The sequence below is a fragment of the Pseudomonas sp. C8002 genome (genome assembly GCF_013385765.1).
Lineage (GTDB): Bacteria > Pseudomonadota > Gammaproteobacteria > Pseudomonadales > Pseudomonadaceae > Aquipseudomonas.
Genome location: NZ_JACAPJ010000007.1, coordinates 71,691 through 84,753 on the forward strand (window position 1 = coordinate 71,691; position 13,063 = coordinate 84,753).

Sequence of the window (13,063 nt, forward strand, 5' to 3'; positions counted from 1 at the left end):
TTAAAACAATCGTGATATAGTACGTATATACATACTACGTACCACAGTACTAAATCGACGGAGACTCCATGGCTCGCGGCGGCATCAATAAAGCAGTAGTTCAAACGGCACGCCTGGCAATCCTTGCCCGTGGCGAAAACCCGAGCATCGATGCAGTACGCATCGAGATGGGCAATACCGGCTCGAAAACCACGATTCACCGCTATCTGAAGGAGCTGGACGAAAGCGAAACCCGCCAGACCATCACCGAAGCGCCCATTGACGACGAATTGGGTGAACTGGTGGCGCGACTGGCCCAGCGCCTGAAGGAGAAGGCCCAGGAGCCTATCGACCTGGCCCTGGCGCAGTTCCAGCAGCAGAAAACCGCCCTGCTCGCCCAGGTTGAGGAGCTGGAAGCGGCCCACTCCCAGCTCAAGCAGCAGTTCGATATCCAGTCCGCCGCCCTGGCCGATGAAAGCGCGGCCTTGCAAAGCACTCGCTCCAGCCTGCAAACCGAGCAAACCCGCAACGCCGGGCTGAGCCAGGCGTGCAGCGATTACGAGTTGCGGATCAACGACAAGGACGAGCAGATTCGCTCACTGGAAGAGAAGCACCTGCATGCCCGGGACGCCCTGGAGCATTACCGCAATGCGATCAAGGACCAGCGTGAACAGGAACAGCGTCGCCATGAAGGCCAGTTGCAGCAGGTCCAGGCAGAGCTGCGCCAGGCCCAGCAGAGCGCGATGGTGCGCCAGGATGAAATCACTCAGTTGCACCGCGATAACGAGCGCCTGCTGATCGAGCATCGGGTGACCGTGAAGGAATTGAGCGCACTGCAGGAACAGGCCCGCCAGGACCGTGAACAGCAGCGTCAATTGAGCGAGCAAGTGAGTGTGATCGACAGCGAGCGTACCCTGTTGCAGGAACGCTTGCGGGTTGCCCAACTGGAGAATCAGGCGCGCCAGGAAGCGCTGGCCGAGCATCAGAAGGCCAACAAAACCCTGGAACTGGACCTGGTCAAGGCCCAGGCCAGTATTGATGCGCTGCGCCTGGCAGCCGTCGTTGCGACGGCGCCGGAAGCAACTACCGAGGGCTGATTACTGCGCCACTGGCGTGCGCATGGTGACGAATTCTTCCGCCGCCGTTGGGTGCACGCCGATGGTTTCATCGAAATGCTGCTTGGTCGCGCCCGCCTTGAGCGCGATCGCCAGGCCCTGCACGATCTCGCCAGCGTCGGGGCCGACCATGTGGCAACCCAGGACCTTGTCGGTCTCGGCGTCGACCACCAGCTTCATCAAGGTCTTTTCCTGGCAGTCGGTCAGGGTCAGTTTCATCGGCCGGAAGCGGCTTTCGAACACCTGCACCTTGTGCCCGTCTTCACGGGCCTGCTCTTCGCTGAGGCCCACGGTGCCGATATTCGGCAGGCTGAACACCGCCGTCGGGATCATCGCGTAGTCCACCGGACGATATTGCTCAGGCTTGAACAAGCGACGTGCCACGGCCATGCCTTCAGCCAGGGCCACTGGCGTCAGTTGCACGCGGCCGATCACATCACCAATCGCCAGGATCGATGGTTCGGCGGTCTGGTACAGCTCATCCACTTCGACAAAGCCGCGCTTGTCCAACTTGACGCCAGTGTTTTCCAGCCCCAGGTTATCGAGCATCGGGCGTCGGCCAGTGGCGTAGAACACGCAATCGGCTTCCAGCACGCGGCCATCTTTCAAGGTGGCCTTGAGGCTGCCATCGGCCTGCTTGTCGATACGCTCGATGTCGGCGTTGAACTGCAGGTCCAGGCCACGCTTGGTCAGCTCCTCCTTCAAGTGCGTACGCACCGAGCCGTCAAAACCGCGCAGGAACAGGTCGCCGCGATACAGCAGCGAAGTCTGTGCGCCCAGGCCATGGAAAATCCCGGCGAACTCGACGGCGATATAGCCACCGCCGACTACCAGCACACGCTTGGGCAGCTCCTTGAGGAAGAACGCCTCATTGGAGCCAATGGCGTGCTCGCGCCCCGGGATGTCCGGGATCTGCGGCCAGCCACCGGTGGCCACCAAAATGTGCTTGGCGGTAAAACGCTCGCCGTTGATTTCTACCTGGTGCGGGTCCACCAGCCGCGCATGCCCTTCGTGCAGGGTTACGCCGCTGTTGACCAGCAGGTTGCGGTAGATTCCATTGAGGCGGTTGATTTCACGATCCTTGTTGGCGATCAGGGTCGCCCAATCGAAATTCGCTTCACCCAGGGACCAGCCAAAACCGCTGGCCTGCTCGAAGTCTTCGGCGAAATGCGCGCCGTATACCAACAGTTTCTTCGGCACGCAGCCCACATTCACGCAGGTACCGCCCAGGTAGCGGCTTTCAGCCACCGCCACTTTGGCGCCAAAACCCGCAGCGAATCGTGCAGCGCGCACACCGCCGGAACCGGCACCAATTACATAAAGGTCAAAATCGTAGGCCATTTCACTCTCCTCGGCAGGACAACAGCATACCTGCTGCCGCGCCAGAGGTCAGCGCCTTACCAGCGATACGTCGCGCTGGCCTGCAACGAACGGGTTGCGCCCCAGTAGCAAAGGAAACCGTTGCTGCAGTAGGCCAGGTATTCCTTGTTGAACAGGTTGCTGGCATTGAGGGCCAGGCGCCAGTTCTGCACGTCATAGTGCGCCGCGGCATCAAACAGCGTGCGCGATGACACCTCCAGCGTGTTGTCGGCGCTGCCGTAGCTCGGCCCGAAGTAGCGCGCACCCGCCGCGAAACCGACGCCCTGCAGCGGGCCGTCGTGGAAGGTGTAGTCCGCCCACAGCGAGGCACTCTTGCCCGGGATGCCGGTCGGGTGTTCGCCCTGGTCGCCGTCATTGGATTTGAGGATGCGCTGGTCCATCCAGGTGTAAAAACCGATCAGGCTGAGGTTCGAGGTGACCTCGGCATGGGCTTCCAGCTCGATGCCGCGGGAGCGGATTTCGCCTTTCTGGGTGGCAAAATTGGGGTCGACATCGTCGGTGGTCAGGACGTTTTGCTGACGCAGGTCGAACACTGCCGCGCTGTACAGGCTGCGGGAGCCCACAGGCTGGTATTTAACGCCGGCTTCGTACTGCTTGCCGGTGGTCGGCACAAATGTCGCGCCCAGCCGGTCAGTGCCCAGTTGCGGCTGGAACGATTCGCTGTAGCTGACATACGGCGCAACGCCGTTATCAAACACGTAGCTCAGGCCCGAACGCCAGGTGAGTTTCTCGTCGTGCTGGCGCGTGTTGCTCAGGTTGGCGCCAGTCAACGCGCTGTCCTGATTGTCGTAGGTACGCGCCCAGTCTTGCCGCACACCGATCAGCCAGCGCCAATGGTCGAAGCTGAGCTGGTCCTGCAGGTACACGCCAAACTGGCTCTGGGTGGTGTATTGGTTGATGGACACCGGCACCCTCGGCAAGGCGCTGAAGTCGGGGTTGTAGATATTGATCGCACTCGGGAAATACTGACCGCCCCGGTTGATGGTCTGCAACAGCCGCTGGAAGTCCGCCCCCATCAGCACAGTGTGCTTGACCGGGCCGGTGCTGAAGTCGGACTGCAACTGGTTATCAAGGGCGAACTGGCCAAGGTGCTCATGATTGACGTTGGCCCACAGCGGCGCGGTGGCAAGGTTGGCGTCCAGCGGCCCGGTGAGGGAAGTCTGGTAGTAGTCGACGTCATCATGCATATAGCGCAGGTGCTGGCGAAAGCTCCAGGTGTCGTTGAACCGGTGGCTGAACGCGTAGCCCAGGGAAAACTGATTGCGCTTGAAGCGATCGCGGTCCGGGTCGCCCAGGTAATCATCGGGGCGCAAGCGCCCATTCGGGTTGTGCAGCGCGGTGCCATACGCGGGTACCGGGTTGAACAGCCCACCTTCCGGGTCGTATTGATAGTTGGCCAGCAGGGTCAGGCTGGTGTCGTCGTCGATGTTCCAGGTGATGGCCGGCGCGATGGCGATGCGCTGGTCCTTGATGTGATCGGTCTGGGTATCGGCCATGCGGCCCAGCCCGGTCAGCCGATAGGTCACATCGCCCTGCTCGTCCAGGCGCCCGCCAAAATCGAAGCCGGCCTGATAGCGGTTGTCATTGCCCACGCTCATTTGCAACACGTGCAGTGGCTCATCCGTCGGCCGCTTGCTCTGCATGTCCACCAGGCCGCCCGGCCCGCTCTGGCCGTACAGCACGGAAGCTGGCCCGCGCAGCACGTCGATGCGCTCCAGAAACCAAGGGTCGACCCGAGGCGTAGCGAACCAGGTCGTGCGATTGAGCTTGAGCCCGTCGAGGTAGGAGTCGGCATCGAAGCCGCGAATGCTCAACTGGTCAAACCGCAGGTCGTTATCCTGGGAGTAAACCCCTGGTGTGTAGCGCAATGCCTGGTCGACGGTTTGCGCCGCCTGGTCATCCATCTGCTGGCGGCTGACCACCGAGATCGATTGCGGCGTCTCCACGATCGGCGCGCCGGTTTTGGTGCCCACGGTGGTGTTGCGCGCCACATAGCCTGGCACCACGCCGTCTGCCGGCTCGGCCTCGGCGGCTGTCACCGCGGTGTCCTTCAACACGATGGGCGCGTCATCGGCCCACACAACAGGAGCAAGCGCCAACACCACCAGCGCCAGCCTGGAAAGGTAAAACGGAGGAGAAGACAACGCACCGGACATGACGATTCCTTGAAAAGTCTTTTTGTTAATCGTTCTTATTTAATATTGAATCGCGTTAAAGATCCGGTCATTCTTCTACGCGCACGGGTCAATTAATGACCGTTCCAACCTACATCTCAGGAATCATTCTTGATTGGACAACATCTGGCGTAAACGCTTTGGGGCGCCCGCTCGCAGCACCAGCGAGGAATTACGGGTTCGGGCCCATGACTATGTCGATGGCGCACGAGAGATTTGGCACAGCCATGAATATGGCCAACTGGTGCACGCCACCCAAGGCGTGATCCGGGTGTTGACCCGCATGGGCGCCTGGACCGTCCCGCCGGCATACGGCTTTTGGATTGCGCCGGGTGTCGACCATGAATTGCACATGGTCGGTGAGGTTGCGATGCGCGCACTGTACGTGGAAAGCGATCAATTACCCACGGCGTGGCAATCCTGCCGATTGATCAGGGTAGAGCCGCTGCTGCGGGAGCTGATTCTGGGCATGCTCGCACCCGACGCCCACACTGCCCTGCTCACGCCATTGCTGCTGCACCAGTTGATATCCGCGACTCAAACCGAAGGCTGCAGCCTGCCATTGCCCCGGGACAAACGCGTGCTCAGTGTGTGTGAAATGCTTCTGGAAGACCCGGCGAACCCGGCCACCCTGGAAGACTGGAGTGAATCCATCGGCGCCAGCGTGCGCACCCTGCGCCGGCGGTTTCGGGATGAAACCGGGCTGAGCTTCAACCAATGGCGCCAGCAGCTACGGATTGCCGAAGCCGTTTGCCAGTTAGCCCAGGGCCGACCATTGGGGGCTATTGCACGGGACATGGGCTATGCCAACGGCAATGCGTTTGGTGCAATGTTCAAGCGGGTACTGGGCGAAGCCCCCAGCCGCTATTTGGGCAAGGCATAAAAAAACCTGCGGTCTTTCGACTCGCAGGCTTTTTCAACGGGCTGGCAACGATGAATCAGTAAGCCTTGCCAGTCTTGTAGAAGTGCTCGTAGCAGAAGTTGGTCGCTTCGATGTAGCCTTCAGCGCCACCGCAGTCAAAACGACGACCTTTGAACTTGTAGGCAATCACGCAACCGTCTTTTGCCTGCTTCAGCAGGGCGTCGGTGATCTGGATCTCGCCACCCTTGCCTGGCTCGGTTTCTTCGATCAGCTTGAAGATGTCAGGAGTCAGGATGTAGCGGCCGATGATCGCCAGGTTCGACGGAGCATCTTCCGGCGCTGGCTTTTCAACCATGTCGCGTACGCGGATCAGGCCATCACCGATATCGTCGCCGGCAATCACGCCGTACTTGTTGGTTTCCTGAGGATCGACCTCTTGAACCGCGACGATGGTGCAACGGTACTTCTGGTACAGCTTGACCATCTGGGTCAGGACGCCGTCGCCTTCCAGGTTTACACACAGGTCATCGGCCAGTACCACGGCGAACGGTTCGTCACCGATCAGCGGACGACCGGTCAGGATCGCGTGCCCCAGGCCTTTCATTTGGGTCTGGCGGGTGTAGGAGAACGAGCACTCGTCGAGCAGCTTACGGATGCCGACCAGGTATTTTTCCTTGTCGGTGCCCTTGATCTGGTTTTCCAGCTCGTAGCTGATGTCGAAGTGGTCTTCCAGGGCGCGTTTGCCACGGCCGGTCACGATCGAGATTTCGTTCAGGCCGGCATCCAGTGCTTCTTCCACGCCATACTGGATCAGTGGCTTGTTCACCACCGGCAGCATTTCTTTGGGCATGGCCTTGGTCGCTGGCAGGAAGCGAGTGCCGTAACCGGCTGCTGGGAACAAGCATTTCTTGATCATATGAGTCCTTACAAAGGGCTGTGCGTACGAAATTCGGCGCAGTCTAATCAGGCCGCAGTCACCTTACAATGGGTCCTGCTGGCGTTGCGATGTCAACATAGAGAAAAAATGTCGGCGTAAGTTCCGCCGGCATTCAATCAAGTACCTTCGCCGCTGTTAGAAATCGTCGGCTTGTGCCCGTCATTCAAAGGGCTCCAACCTTTTTAGCACGCTTTATGACGATCGGCACTGACCTGCAACAACTTGCGCCGCCCCACGCCGTTTGGCGCTATCATTACGCCCTTGAACCAGACAACGAGATTGATAGATGTCAGAACCAAAAGGCGTGAACGGCTACCTGATCACCAAGCGAGCGGACGGCTGGCACTTGATCAACTTCCATGGCGACAGCGTTGCCGGCGCATTCGCGACCGAAGCTCAAGCCTGTGCCGTGGCCGAAGTGTTTGTGGATGAAGCCGGCCACGCGTCGAGCAAGCGTCCGAAAACCAAGTAACACCGCGGTAACGCCAATCAAGCCTCGTTTGACGGGGCTTTTTTGTGTTTGTCTGTACGTTGATGGCGGTTCGCTATAATCTCGCCTGTAACGCCCCACGACAGTGTCAGCGCTCCCCTCCAACACCCTGATGACGACTCCTACATGAACAAGATCCTGGCACTGATTGCGGTACTGGCGCTTACCGGTGGCTGCACCACCACTTCCGACACGGTCCTGAAGAACGGCGAACAAGGACTGGCCATCGACTGCTCCGGCGAAGCCAACTCCTGGGCCAGCTGTTATGAAAAGGCTGATGCGTCCTGCGCGGGCACCGGCTACCGGATTGTCGGCACCGAAGGCACACCGGCTCTGAAAGAAAGCGACAAGACCCTGGGCAAGGATGTCGGCAACTACAAGACCCGCAGCGTGACGGTGGTCTGCAAATAACTACATGTGAATTTCGGCGAACTTGATGCCCAGGCCGCGAATGGTCTCGATCAAGTCGTCCAGGCGGGAGAAGGATTCGACTTCATCCTGGTCATCCACCAGGAAGTAGCTGCGACCGCCGCTCTTCTTGAAGAACACGATCCACTCGCCCGTATCCGCGGGATTTTGAATCACATGGGTCGCAGAAATATGCCCCCCTGCATGCTGTTCCCTGACTTGCTCACGTTTCATGACTGAGTTTCCGAAAAGACAATGCCGCTGATTCAGCGGCATTTTTTATGGGTTATCGACAGTTTAACGGATGCCTTGCCCGATCAGTACGCCATCGACCGTCTGCCCGTAAAGATTGACGCCGTCATTGGCGTGGAACTTCACCCGGGTTTTCTCCACGGAGCCGTCCACGAGGCGCGGGTCCTGAGGACGCTCGTGACCGTTGACGTAGGCCGCCACGTCCCAGGCTTGCTGGTCGGTCAGGCTGCCGCCCTGGCCCAGGGGCATGTTGTGCTTGATGAAGGACGCTGCCGTATTGATTCGATGCATCCCGGCGCCCCAGTTGTAGGAGTCTTTACCCCAGAGCGGCGGCATCACGTAGTTGTCGCCCACTTTCTGGCCCTGGCCTTCGGCGCCATGGCACACCGCGCACTGGCCCTTGTAGACATCTGCGCCCTGGGCCAGGTCGTAACCCTTGGCGGGTGCCGGCACGTCCGGGTAGCCACGGCCCGGCAGTTCGACGCCCAAGGGAGCCTTGCTCGCCAGCCAGTAGGCATATACCGACAGCGCGGTAATCTCCGGGCTGTCTGCAGCCGGTGGCGTGCCGCCATTCATGCTGAACTGGAAACAGCCCTGCAAACGCTCGGCGAAGGTGTTGACCTTGTCGTTCTTTTTCCGATACGCCGGGTACATCGGGTAGGCACCCCACAGCGGCGCCGAATTGGCCAGGCGACCCTGGTCCAGGTGGCAATTGCTGCAATTGAGGCCATTACCGACAAATTGCGGCGCCAGGCGCTTGGTGTCGACAAACAGCGCGTAGCCCTGTTTCACCAGCTTGCCGTAGGCGTTGTCCGGCAGCTCGCTTTCTTTGGGCGGCTGGAACTGCACGGCAGCCCCATGAGCGCCGGCTGGCTGCAACTGTGACTGGTCTTCCATGGCAATAGGGGCGGCATGGACGGGTACGCCGATCAGGCTTCCCAGCAGCGGAGCAAACAAGAAGCGCTTCATGGCTTGGCCTCCTGGCCGCTCAACGAGGCAAAATAGGTGGCCACGGCCTGCACTTCTTCAGCGCTGAGGGATTTGGCGATATGGCCCATCAGATCATTCGGATCGTTATGGCGCGTGCCGCTGCGCCAGGCGTTCAACTGCGCCGCGAGGTAGGCCGCAGATTGTCCGGCCAGGGGTGGAAACCCGTCGCCGACGCCCACGCCGGCCGGGCCATGACAGCTGACACAGGCCGGAATCTGGCGCTCCCACGCACCTTGCAGGGCAATCTTTTGCGCAGCGTCAGTAGGCATCTCGCTGCGGTGCACCGGCACAGGTGCGGGCGCAGGCATTGCCGCCAGCTGCCGGGTTACAGCGCTGACTTCCTCTTCCGTGAGGGCGTTGGCCAGTGGCTGCATCACCGGGCTGTTCCGGGCGCCAGTTTTAAAATCGTGCAGTTGCTTACGCAAATACCCCGCCGATAAACCGGCCAAACGCGGAAAACCCGCGGCTGCCAGCCCCAGGCCATCAGCCCCGTGGCAGGCCACGCACGGCGCAGCTCCCGGCTGCGAGCCGCCCTGCATATAAACGTTTTTCCCCTCCAGCGCGTGGGCATTGCCCAACATCAGCAACAACGCGCTACCCATCAGAACTCGTTCCAGAGACATCATCACGACTCCATTTTTATAGTTATATGCTTAGGCGAATTAGGCATAAGCCTACAAATGGTAGGGCAATGGCCCGGTCGCGACAACACTCATCCGCGAGCAAAAGGACGGTGTACTGAACCTCGCGCACAAAAAAGCCCGACGCTGCGGCAGCAGGGTCGGGCTTCTTGATCGGATTCGAGGTGGGCGGCTACAGACTCAGCCGGAAATGCACGCTTCCCCCGCAGCCTTCACGTCACCTGGACGAATAGGCACATTGGACATGCTCTCGTAGAGCTTGATACTGCTCCCGCTGGAGCGCTCTTCAATTTCAAAAATGGCCGACGGGTCGGCAGAAAACTTCTGCGGTACGATAACTTGAACACCATCCTTGTGAGGCTCGATCTGCGAAGGCCTGCGGGTTTTAGACAATTTCTGGACAACGCACGCCGCGTATTCCTGTGGTTTTTTCCCGGAGATCACTGCCAGCGTTGGTGGGGTCTGCTTGATATCCGCCACCGAAGCACATCCACCCAACGCCAGGGCCAGAACCAACACACTCCACTTCATATAAAAACCTCCGATAAAGACCCTACGACAGCGAAGAAGGTATTTTTCTCCCGCCCACGTAGGATTTATCCCTGATAACTCGGTAAATAACTGTTTTAAATTGTCGAAGTCGTCGACGACGGTCCGATAATAAACGTGCTGGGGCTGATAAACTCCATCTTAACCTACGTATCGTTCTGATTTTTCAGAAAAAGCCCTTCTGGAGACACCTTATGAAATTCATCCACCAGCGTGAGCACCTCAATGAAGGAGATATTGTCGTCATTGAATGCTCGCAAACCTGCAACATCCGCCTGATGAGCGATGCTAACTTTCGCAGCTTCAAGAACGGCGGCCGCCATACTTACCACGGCGGCGCGTTCGACAAGTTCCCGGCAAAAATCACTGCGCCCAGCACCGGGTTCTGGAACATCACCCTGGACGTCGTGACCCGCCGCGCCATCAGCGTGACCAAAAAGCCGACCTTGTCCCACAAGATCCGCATTGTGCGCCGCACCAATTCGAAACTGAGCTGACAGGAATGCCCGTGACTACCACCAAATATGTGATCAAGTACAAACTCAACGGTGAGCGCCGCTTCGAGTTCGCCCAACTGCAAGCAGGCAGCGTGGAGGAAGCCAAGGAAGCCCTGGCGAAAATCCACGATGCCAGCGATGAGATTACCGACATCAATGTGAGCAAGGCGCTGTAATTCGAGCGCAAGCATCGGAGTGTTCTGACCCTGACGACTTTCTAGACTGGCAGCCCTAATGCGCTGCCACAGGAACTTGTCGATGCCTTCCACTCCACTGCATGAACGCCTGGCCAAGCTGGACTGGGCCGCCATCGAGCAAGCCCTTGATGAACAGGGTAACGCACTGATTCCGGCCCTGCTGGATCAGCAGGAATGCGCTGAACTGAGCGGCCACTACCCCCGACCCGAACTGTTTCGCTCCCATGTGATGATGGCCAGGCACGGCTTTGGCCGGGGCGAATACAAATATTTCCGCTACCCGCTGCCAGCGCCGATCTGCGCGCTGCGTGAACAGCTGTATGGGTTCCTGGCGCCCCAGGCCAATCGCTGGAACGAACAGATGAACCTGCCGATCACCTATCCGGCGCACCATGCCGACTTCATTGCCCGCTGCCACGCAGCCGGGCAGCAACGCCCTACCCCGTTATTGCTGCAATACGGTCCAGGCGACTACAACTGCCTGCATCAGGATCTGTACGGGGAACATGTGTTTCCCCTACAAGTTGCCATCCTGTTGTCGCAGCCGGGAGAGGACTTTCGTGGCGGGGAGTTGGTGCTGACGGAGCAGCGGCCAAAAATGCAATCCCGGGCCCAGGTCGTCCCTCTTAACCAGGGTGACGCGGTAATCTTCGCGGTCAATCAGCGACCCATGCCGAGTGTGAGGGGGTTTCATCGGGTGACCTTGCGCCATGGGGTCAGTGTTCTGCACAGTGGTACCCGGCATACCTTGGGAGTGATTTTTCACGATGCGCAGTAAGACCCTTCCCGGATCAACCGCCGATTTGTTCGCCGATGACGCGCTGCAACAGCCCCCGGGGCGCGAGCAAATCGGTGAACAATCCTACGTCCTCAGGGGCTATGCCCTGCCCTGGGTCGAGCGTTTGCTACCGGAACTGCGACGGGTATTGGCTCAATCGCCCTTCCGGCAAATGGTCACGCCCGGTGGTTTTACCATGTCGGCGGCGTTAAGCAGTTGCGGTGAATTGGGCTGGACGACCGACTCCACCGGTTATCGCTACTCCCCGATTGACCCGAATAACCAACAACCCTGGCCAGCCCTGCCGGCCGCATTGCGCGAACTGGCCGTGATGGCGGCAGCAGATGCAGGTTTCGACGATTTCGAGCCGGATGCCTGCCTGATCAACCGCTATGTGCCAGGCGCGAAAATGTCCCTGCACCAGGACAAAAACGAGCGTCGCTATGCCGCCCCGGTGGTCTCCGTGTCATTGGGTTTACCGGCGATCTTCCTGTTCGGCGGCCATGAGCGCAGCGACAAGACGCAAAAAGTCTCGCTGTTCCATGGCGACGTAGTGGTATGGGGCGGCGTGGACCGCCTGCGCTTTCACGGCGTGATGCCGATCAAGCCCGGCACGCATCCGGTCATGGGGCCGCAGCGCATCAACCTGACGTTTCGCACGGCCGGATGAATTTGACCGCAAGCATCGGAGTGATGGGAATGCCCCACGGGACTAACCTGGCATTCTTCAACCAGGAGCCACCACCATGACCGCGCGCCACGCCACCGAACAAGACCCCCGCTGGGCCGCGATTGTCGCCCGTGACGCCAAGGCCGACTTGACCTTCGTCTATGGTGTGAAAACCACCGGTGTGTACTGCCGCCCCAGCAGTTCCGCGCGGCGGCCGCGCCCGGAGAACGTCGAGTTCTTCGACACCCCGCAACAGGCTGAAGCGGCGGGCTACCGGCCCAACAAGCGCGCGTCGGGGGACCAGACCCAGGTGGCCGCACGCCATGCGCAACTGGTGGCAGCGGCCTGTCGGCACATCGAACAGGCCGAAACCCTGCCGCCCCTTGAAGATCTGGCCGCCCTCGCCGGCTTGAGCCCGTTCCATTTTCATCGGGTGTTCAAGGCGGTGACCGGCCTGACGCCCAAGCGCTACGGCAGTGCTCATCGCTCGCGCAAGGTACGGGACGGCCTCAAGGACCAGCACTCGGTGACCGATGCGCTGTACGACGCCGGCTTCAATTCCAACAGCCGCTTTTATGAGGCTGCCGACCAATTGCTCGGCATGAAGCCCCGCGACTACAAAGCCGGCGGCACCAACACGGATATTCGCTTTGCCGTTGGCCAATGCTCATTGGGCGCCATTCTGGTGGCCCAGAGCAATCGCGGTGTGTGCGCGATCCTGCTGGGGGATGACCCGGACAAACTGGTGCGCGACCTGCAGGACCAGTTTCCCCACGCCAATCTGCTGGGTGCCGATCACGACTTCGAACAATTGATCGCCCAGGTGGTGGGCTTTATCGAAGCGCCGGCCCTGGGCCTGGACTTGCCCCTGGACTTGCGCGGCACTGCGTTTCAGGAACGCGTGTGGCAAGCCTTGCGGGAAATCCCGGTGGGGTGCACCGCCAGCTACGCCGAGATCGCCCAGCGCATCGGCGCGCCGACCGCCTATCGCGCCGTGGCCCAGGCATGTGGTGCCAACAGCCTGGCGGTGGCGATTCCCTGCCATCGCGTGGTGCGCGCCGACGGCAATCTGTCGGGCTACCGCTGGGGGGTCGAGCGCAAGCGGCAGTTGCTGGAGCGCGAAAGCCCGGCAGAATCCTGAGGA

At 60.1% G+C, this 13,063-nt stretch carries 16 protein-coding genes; 9 read left to right on the plus strand and 7 right to left on the minus strand.

The features are described from left to right. Window positions 1-68 precede the first annotated feature (68 nt). Entirely contained in the window at window positions 69-1,076 is a 1,008-nt protein-coding gene (locus tag HX814_RS11630) for a DNA-binding protein (protein WP_177008525.1), read from the plus strand. On the opposite strand, the gene gorA is transcribed toward HX814_RS11630, so the two are convergent. Continuing rightward, window positions 1,077-2,435, minus strand: a complete 1,359-nt coding sequence (gene gorA, locus HX814_RS11635) for a glutathione-disulfide reductase (protein WP_102369015.1) — start codon at window positions 2,433-2,435, stop codon at window positions 1,077-1,079. Window positions 2,436-2,491: 56 nt separating this feature from the next. Then, a complete protein-coding gene (locus tag HX814_RS11640) occupies window positions 2,492-4,630 on the minus strand; it encodes a TonB-dependent siderophore receptor (protein ID WP_134326572.1) in 2,139 nt (712 codons plus the stop codon). 133 nt (window positions 4,631-4,763) lie between these two features. On the opposite strand from HX814_RS11640, the gene HX814_RS11645 reads away from it, so the two are divergent. Continuing rightward, window positions 4,764-5,531 carry a helix-turn-helix domain-containing protein gene (locus tag HX814_RS11645; RefSeq protein WP_102369013.1) on the plus strand — a complete coding sequence of 256 codons (768 nt, stop codon included), beginning with the start codon at window positions 4,764-4,766 and terminating at the stop codon, window positions 5,529-5,531. A 55-nt stretch (window positions 5,532-5,586) separates the two neighbouring features. On the opposite strand, the gene galU is transcribed toward HX814_RS11645, so the two are convergent. Further along, on the minus strand, window positions 5,587-6,426 hold the full coding sequence (gene galU, locus HX814_RS11650) for a UTP--glucose-1-phosphate uridylyltransferase GalU (RefSeq protein ID WP_003212579.1): 840 nt from the start codon (window positions 6,424-6,426) through the stop codon (window positions 5,587-5,589). 307 nt (window positions 6,427-6,733) lie between these two features. Here galU and HX814_RS11655 point away from each other — a divergent pair, with 307 nt between their 5' ends. Together HX814_RS11655 and HX814_RS11660 are read left to right on the plus strand one after the other, a co-directional pair. Then, window positions 6,734-6,919, plus strand: coding sequence for a hypothetical protein (locus HX814_RS11655; protein ID WP_003212580.1), 186 nt, complete (start codon window positions 6,734-6,736; stop codon window positions 6,917-6,919). 144 nt (window positions 6,920-7,063) lie between these two features. Then, on the plus strand, window positions 7,064-7,348 hold the full coding sequence (locus HX814_RS11660; RefSeq protein ID WP_003212581.1) for a hypothetical protein: 285 nt from the start codon (window positions 7,064-7,066) through the stop codon (window positions 7,346-7,348). On the opposite strand, the gene HX814_RS11665 is transcribed toward HX814_RS11660, so the two are convergent. From HX814_RS11665 to HX814_RS11680, 4 genes are all read right to left on the minus strand, one after another. Beyond that, complete coding sequence (locus HX814_RS11665; RefSeq protein ID WP_003212582.1) at window positions 7,349-7,579, minus strand: hypothetical protein; 231 nt, start codon at window positions 7,577-7,579, stop codon at window positions 7,349-7,351. 63 nt (window positions 7,580-7,642) lie between these two features. Continuing rightward, window positions 7,643-8,566: a c-type cytochrome gene (locus HX814_RS11670; protein ID WP_177008526.1), complete on the minus strand. Its 924-nt coding sequence runs from the start codon at window positions 8,564-8,566 to the stop codon at window positions 7,643-7,645. Continuing rightward, window positions 8,563-9,213, minus strand: a complete 651-nt coding sequence (locus HX814_RS11675; RefSeq protein ID WP_256343950.1) for a c-type cytochrome — start codon at window positions 9,211-9,213, stop codon at window positions 8,563-8,565. The genes HX814_RS11670 and HX814_RS11675 overlap by 4 nt, the downstream gene beginning before the upstream one ends. A 195-nt stretch (window positions 9,214-9,408) precedes the next feature. Next, window positions 9,409-9,759, minus strand: a complete 351-nt coding sequence (locus tag HX814_RS11680; protein ID WP_003212585.1) for a hypothetical protein — start codon at window positions 9,757-9,759, stop codon at window positions 9,409-9,411. 212 nt (window positions 9,760-9,971) lie between these two features. On the opposite strand from HX814_RS11680, the gene HX814_RS11685 reads away from it, so the two are divergent. The 5 genes from HX814_RS11685 to ada all read left to right on the plus strand — a co-directional run bounded on the left by HX814_RS11685 (window position 9,972) and on the right by ada (window position 13,060). Then, complete coding sequence (locus tag HX814_RS11685; protein WP_003212586.1) at window positions 9,972-10,274, plus strand: DUF1883 domain-containing protein; 303 nt, start codon at window positions 9,972-9,974, stop codon at window positions 10,272-10,274. An 11-nt stretch (window positions 10,275-10,285) separates the two neighbouring features. Continuing rightward, window positions 10,286-10,450, plus strand: coding sequence for a hypothetical protein (locus tag HX814_RS11690; protein ID WP_166742130.1), 165 nt, complete (start codon window positions 10,286-10,288; stop codon window positions 10,448-10,450). A gap of 82 nt (window positions 10,451-10,532) precedes the next feature. Then, entirely contained in the window at window positions 10,533-11,249 is a 717-nt protein-coding gene (locus HX814_RS11695) for a 2OG-Fe(II) oxygenase (RefSeq protein ID WP_177008527.1), read from the plus strand. Continuing rightward, complete coding sequence (gene alkB, locus HX814_RS11700; RefSeq protein WP_177008528.1) at window positions 11,239-11,919, plus strand: DNA oxidative demethylase AlkB; 681 nt, start codon at window positions 11,239-11,241, stop codon at window positions 11,917-11,919. The genes HX814_RS11695 and alkB overlap by 11 nt, the downstream gene beginning before the upstream one ends. A gap of 76 nt (window positions 11,920-11,995) precedes the next feature. Beyond that, window positions 11,996-13,060 carry a bifunctional DNA-binding transcriptional regulator/O6-methylguanine-DNA methyltransferase Ada gene (gene ada, locus HX814_RS11705; RefSeq protein ID WP_177008529.1) on the plus strand — a complete coding sequence of 355 codons (1,065 nt, stop codon included), beginning with the start codon at window positions 11,996-11,998 and terminating at the stop codon, window positions 13,058-13,060. Window positions 13,061-13,063 lie beyond the last annotated feature (3 nt).

Coding starts and splice junctions, on each gene's coding strand:
- galU (WP_003212579.1), bottom strand. CDS start 6,426: ATGATCAAGAAATGCTTGTTCCCAGCAGCCGGTTACGGCACTCGCTTC.
- ada (WP_177008529.1), top strand. CDS start 11,996: ATGACCGCGCGCCACGCCACCGAACAAGACCCCCGCTGGGCCGCGATT.
- HX814_RS11630 (WP_177008525.1), top strand. CDS start 69: ATGGCTCGCGGCGGCATCAATAAAGCAGTAGTTCAAACGGCACGCCTG.
- HX814_RS11675 (WP_256343950.1), bottom strand. CDS start 9,213: ATGATGTCTCTGGAACGAGTTCTGATGGGTAGCGCGTTGTTGCTGATG.
- alkB (WP_177008528.1), top strand. CDS start 11,239: ATGCGCAGTAAGACCCTTCCCGGATCAACCGCCGATTTGTTCGCCGAT.
- HX814_RS11685 (WP_003212586.1), top strand. CDS start 9,972: ATGAAATTCATCCACCAGCGTGAGCACCTCAATGAAGGAGATATTGTC.
- HX814_RS11680 (WP_003212585.1), bottom strand. CDS start 9,759: ATGAAGTGGAGTGTGTTGGTTCTGGCCCTGGCGTTGGGTGGATGTGCT.
- HX814_RS11655 (WP_003212580.1), top strand. CDS start 6,734: ATGTCAGAACCAAAAGGCGTGAACGGCTACCTGATCACCAAGCGAGCG.
- HX814_RS11695 (WP_177008527.1), top strand. CDS start 10,533: ATGCCTTCCACTCCACTGCATGAACGCCTGGCCAAGCTGGACTGGGCC.
- HX814_RS11665 (WP_003212582.1), bottom strand. CDS start 7,579: ATGAAACGTGAGCAAGTCAGGGAACAGCATGCAGGGGGGCATATTTCT.
- HX814_RS11640 (WP_134326572.1), bottom strand. CDS start 4,630: ATGTCCGGTGCGTTGTCTTCTCCTCCGTTTTACCTTTCCAGGCTGGCG.
- HX814_RS11660 (WP_003212581.1), top strand. CDS start 7,064: ATGAACAAGATCCTGGCACTGATTGCGGTACTGGCGCTTACCGGTGGC.
- HX814_RS11670 (WP_177008526.1), bottom strand. CDS start 8,566: ATGAAGCGCTTCTTGTTTGCTCCGCTGCTGGGAAGCCTGATCGGCGTA.
- gorA (WP_102369015.1), bottom strand. CDS start 2,435: ATGGCCTACGATTTTGACCTTTATGTAATTGGTGCCGGTTCCGGCGGT.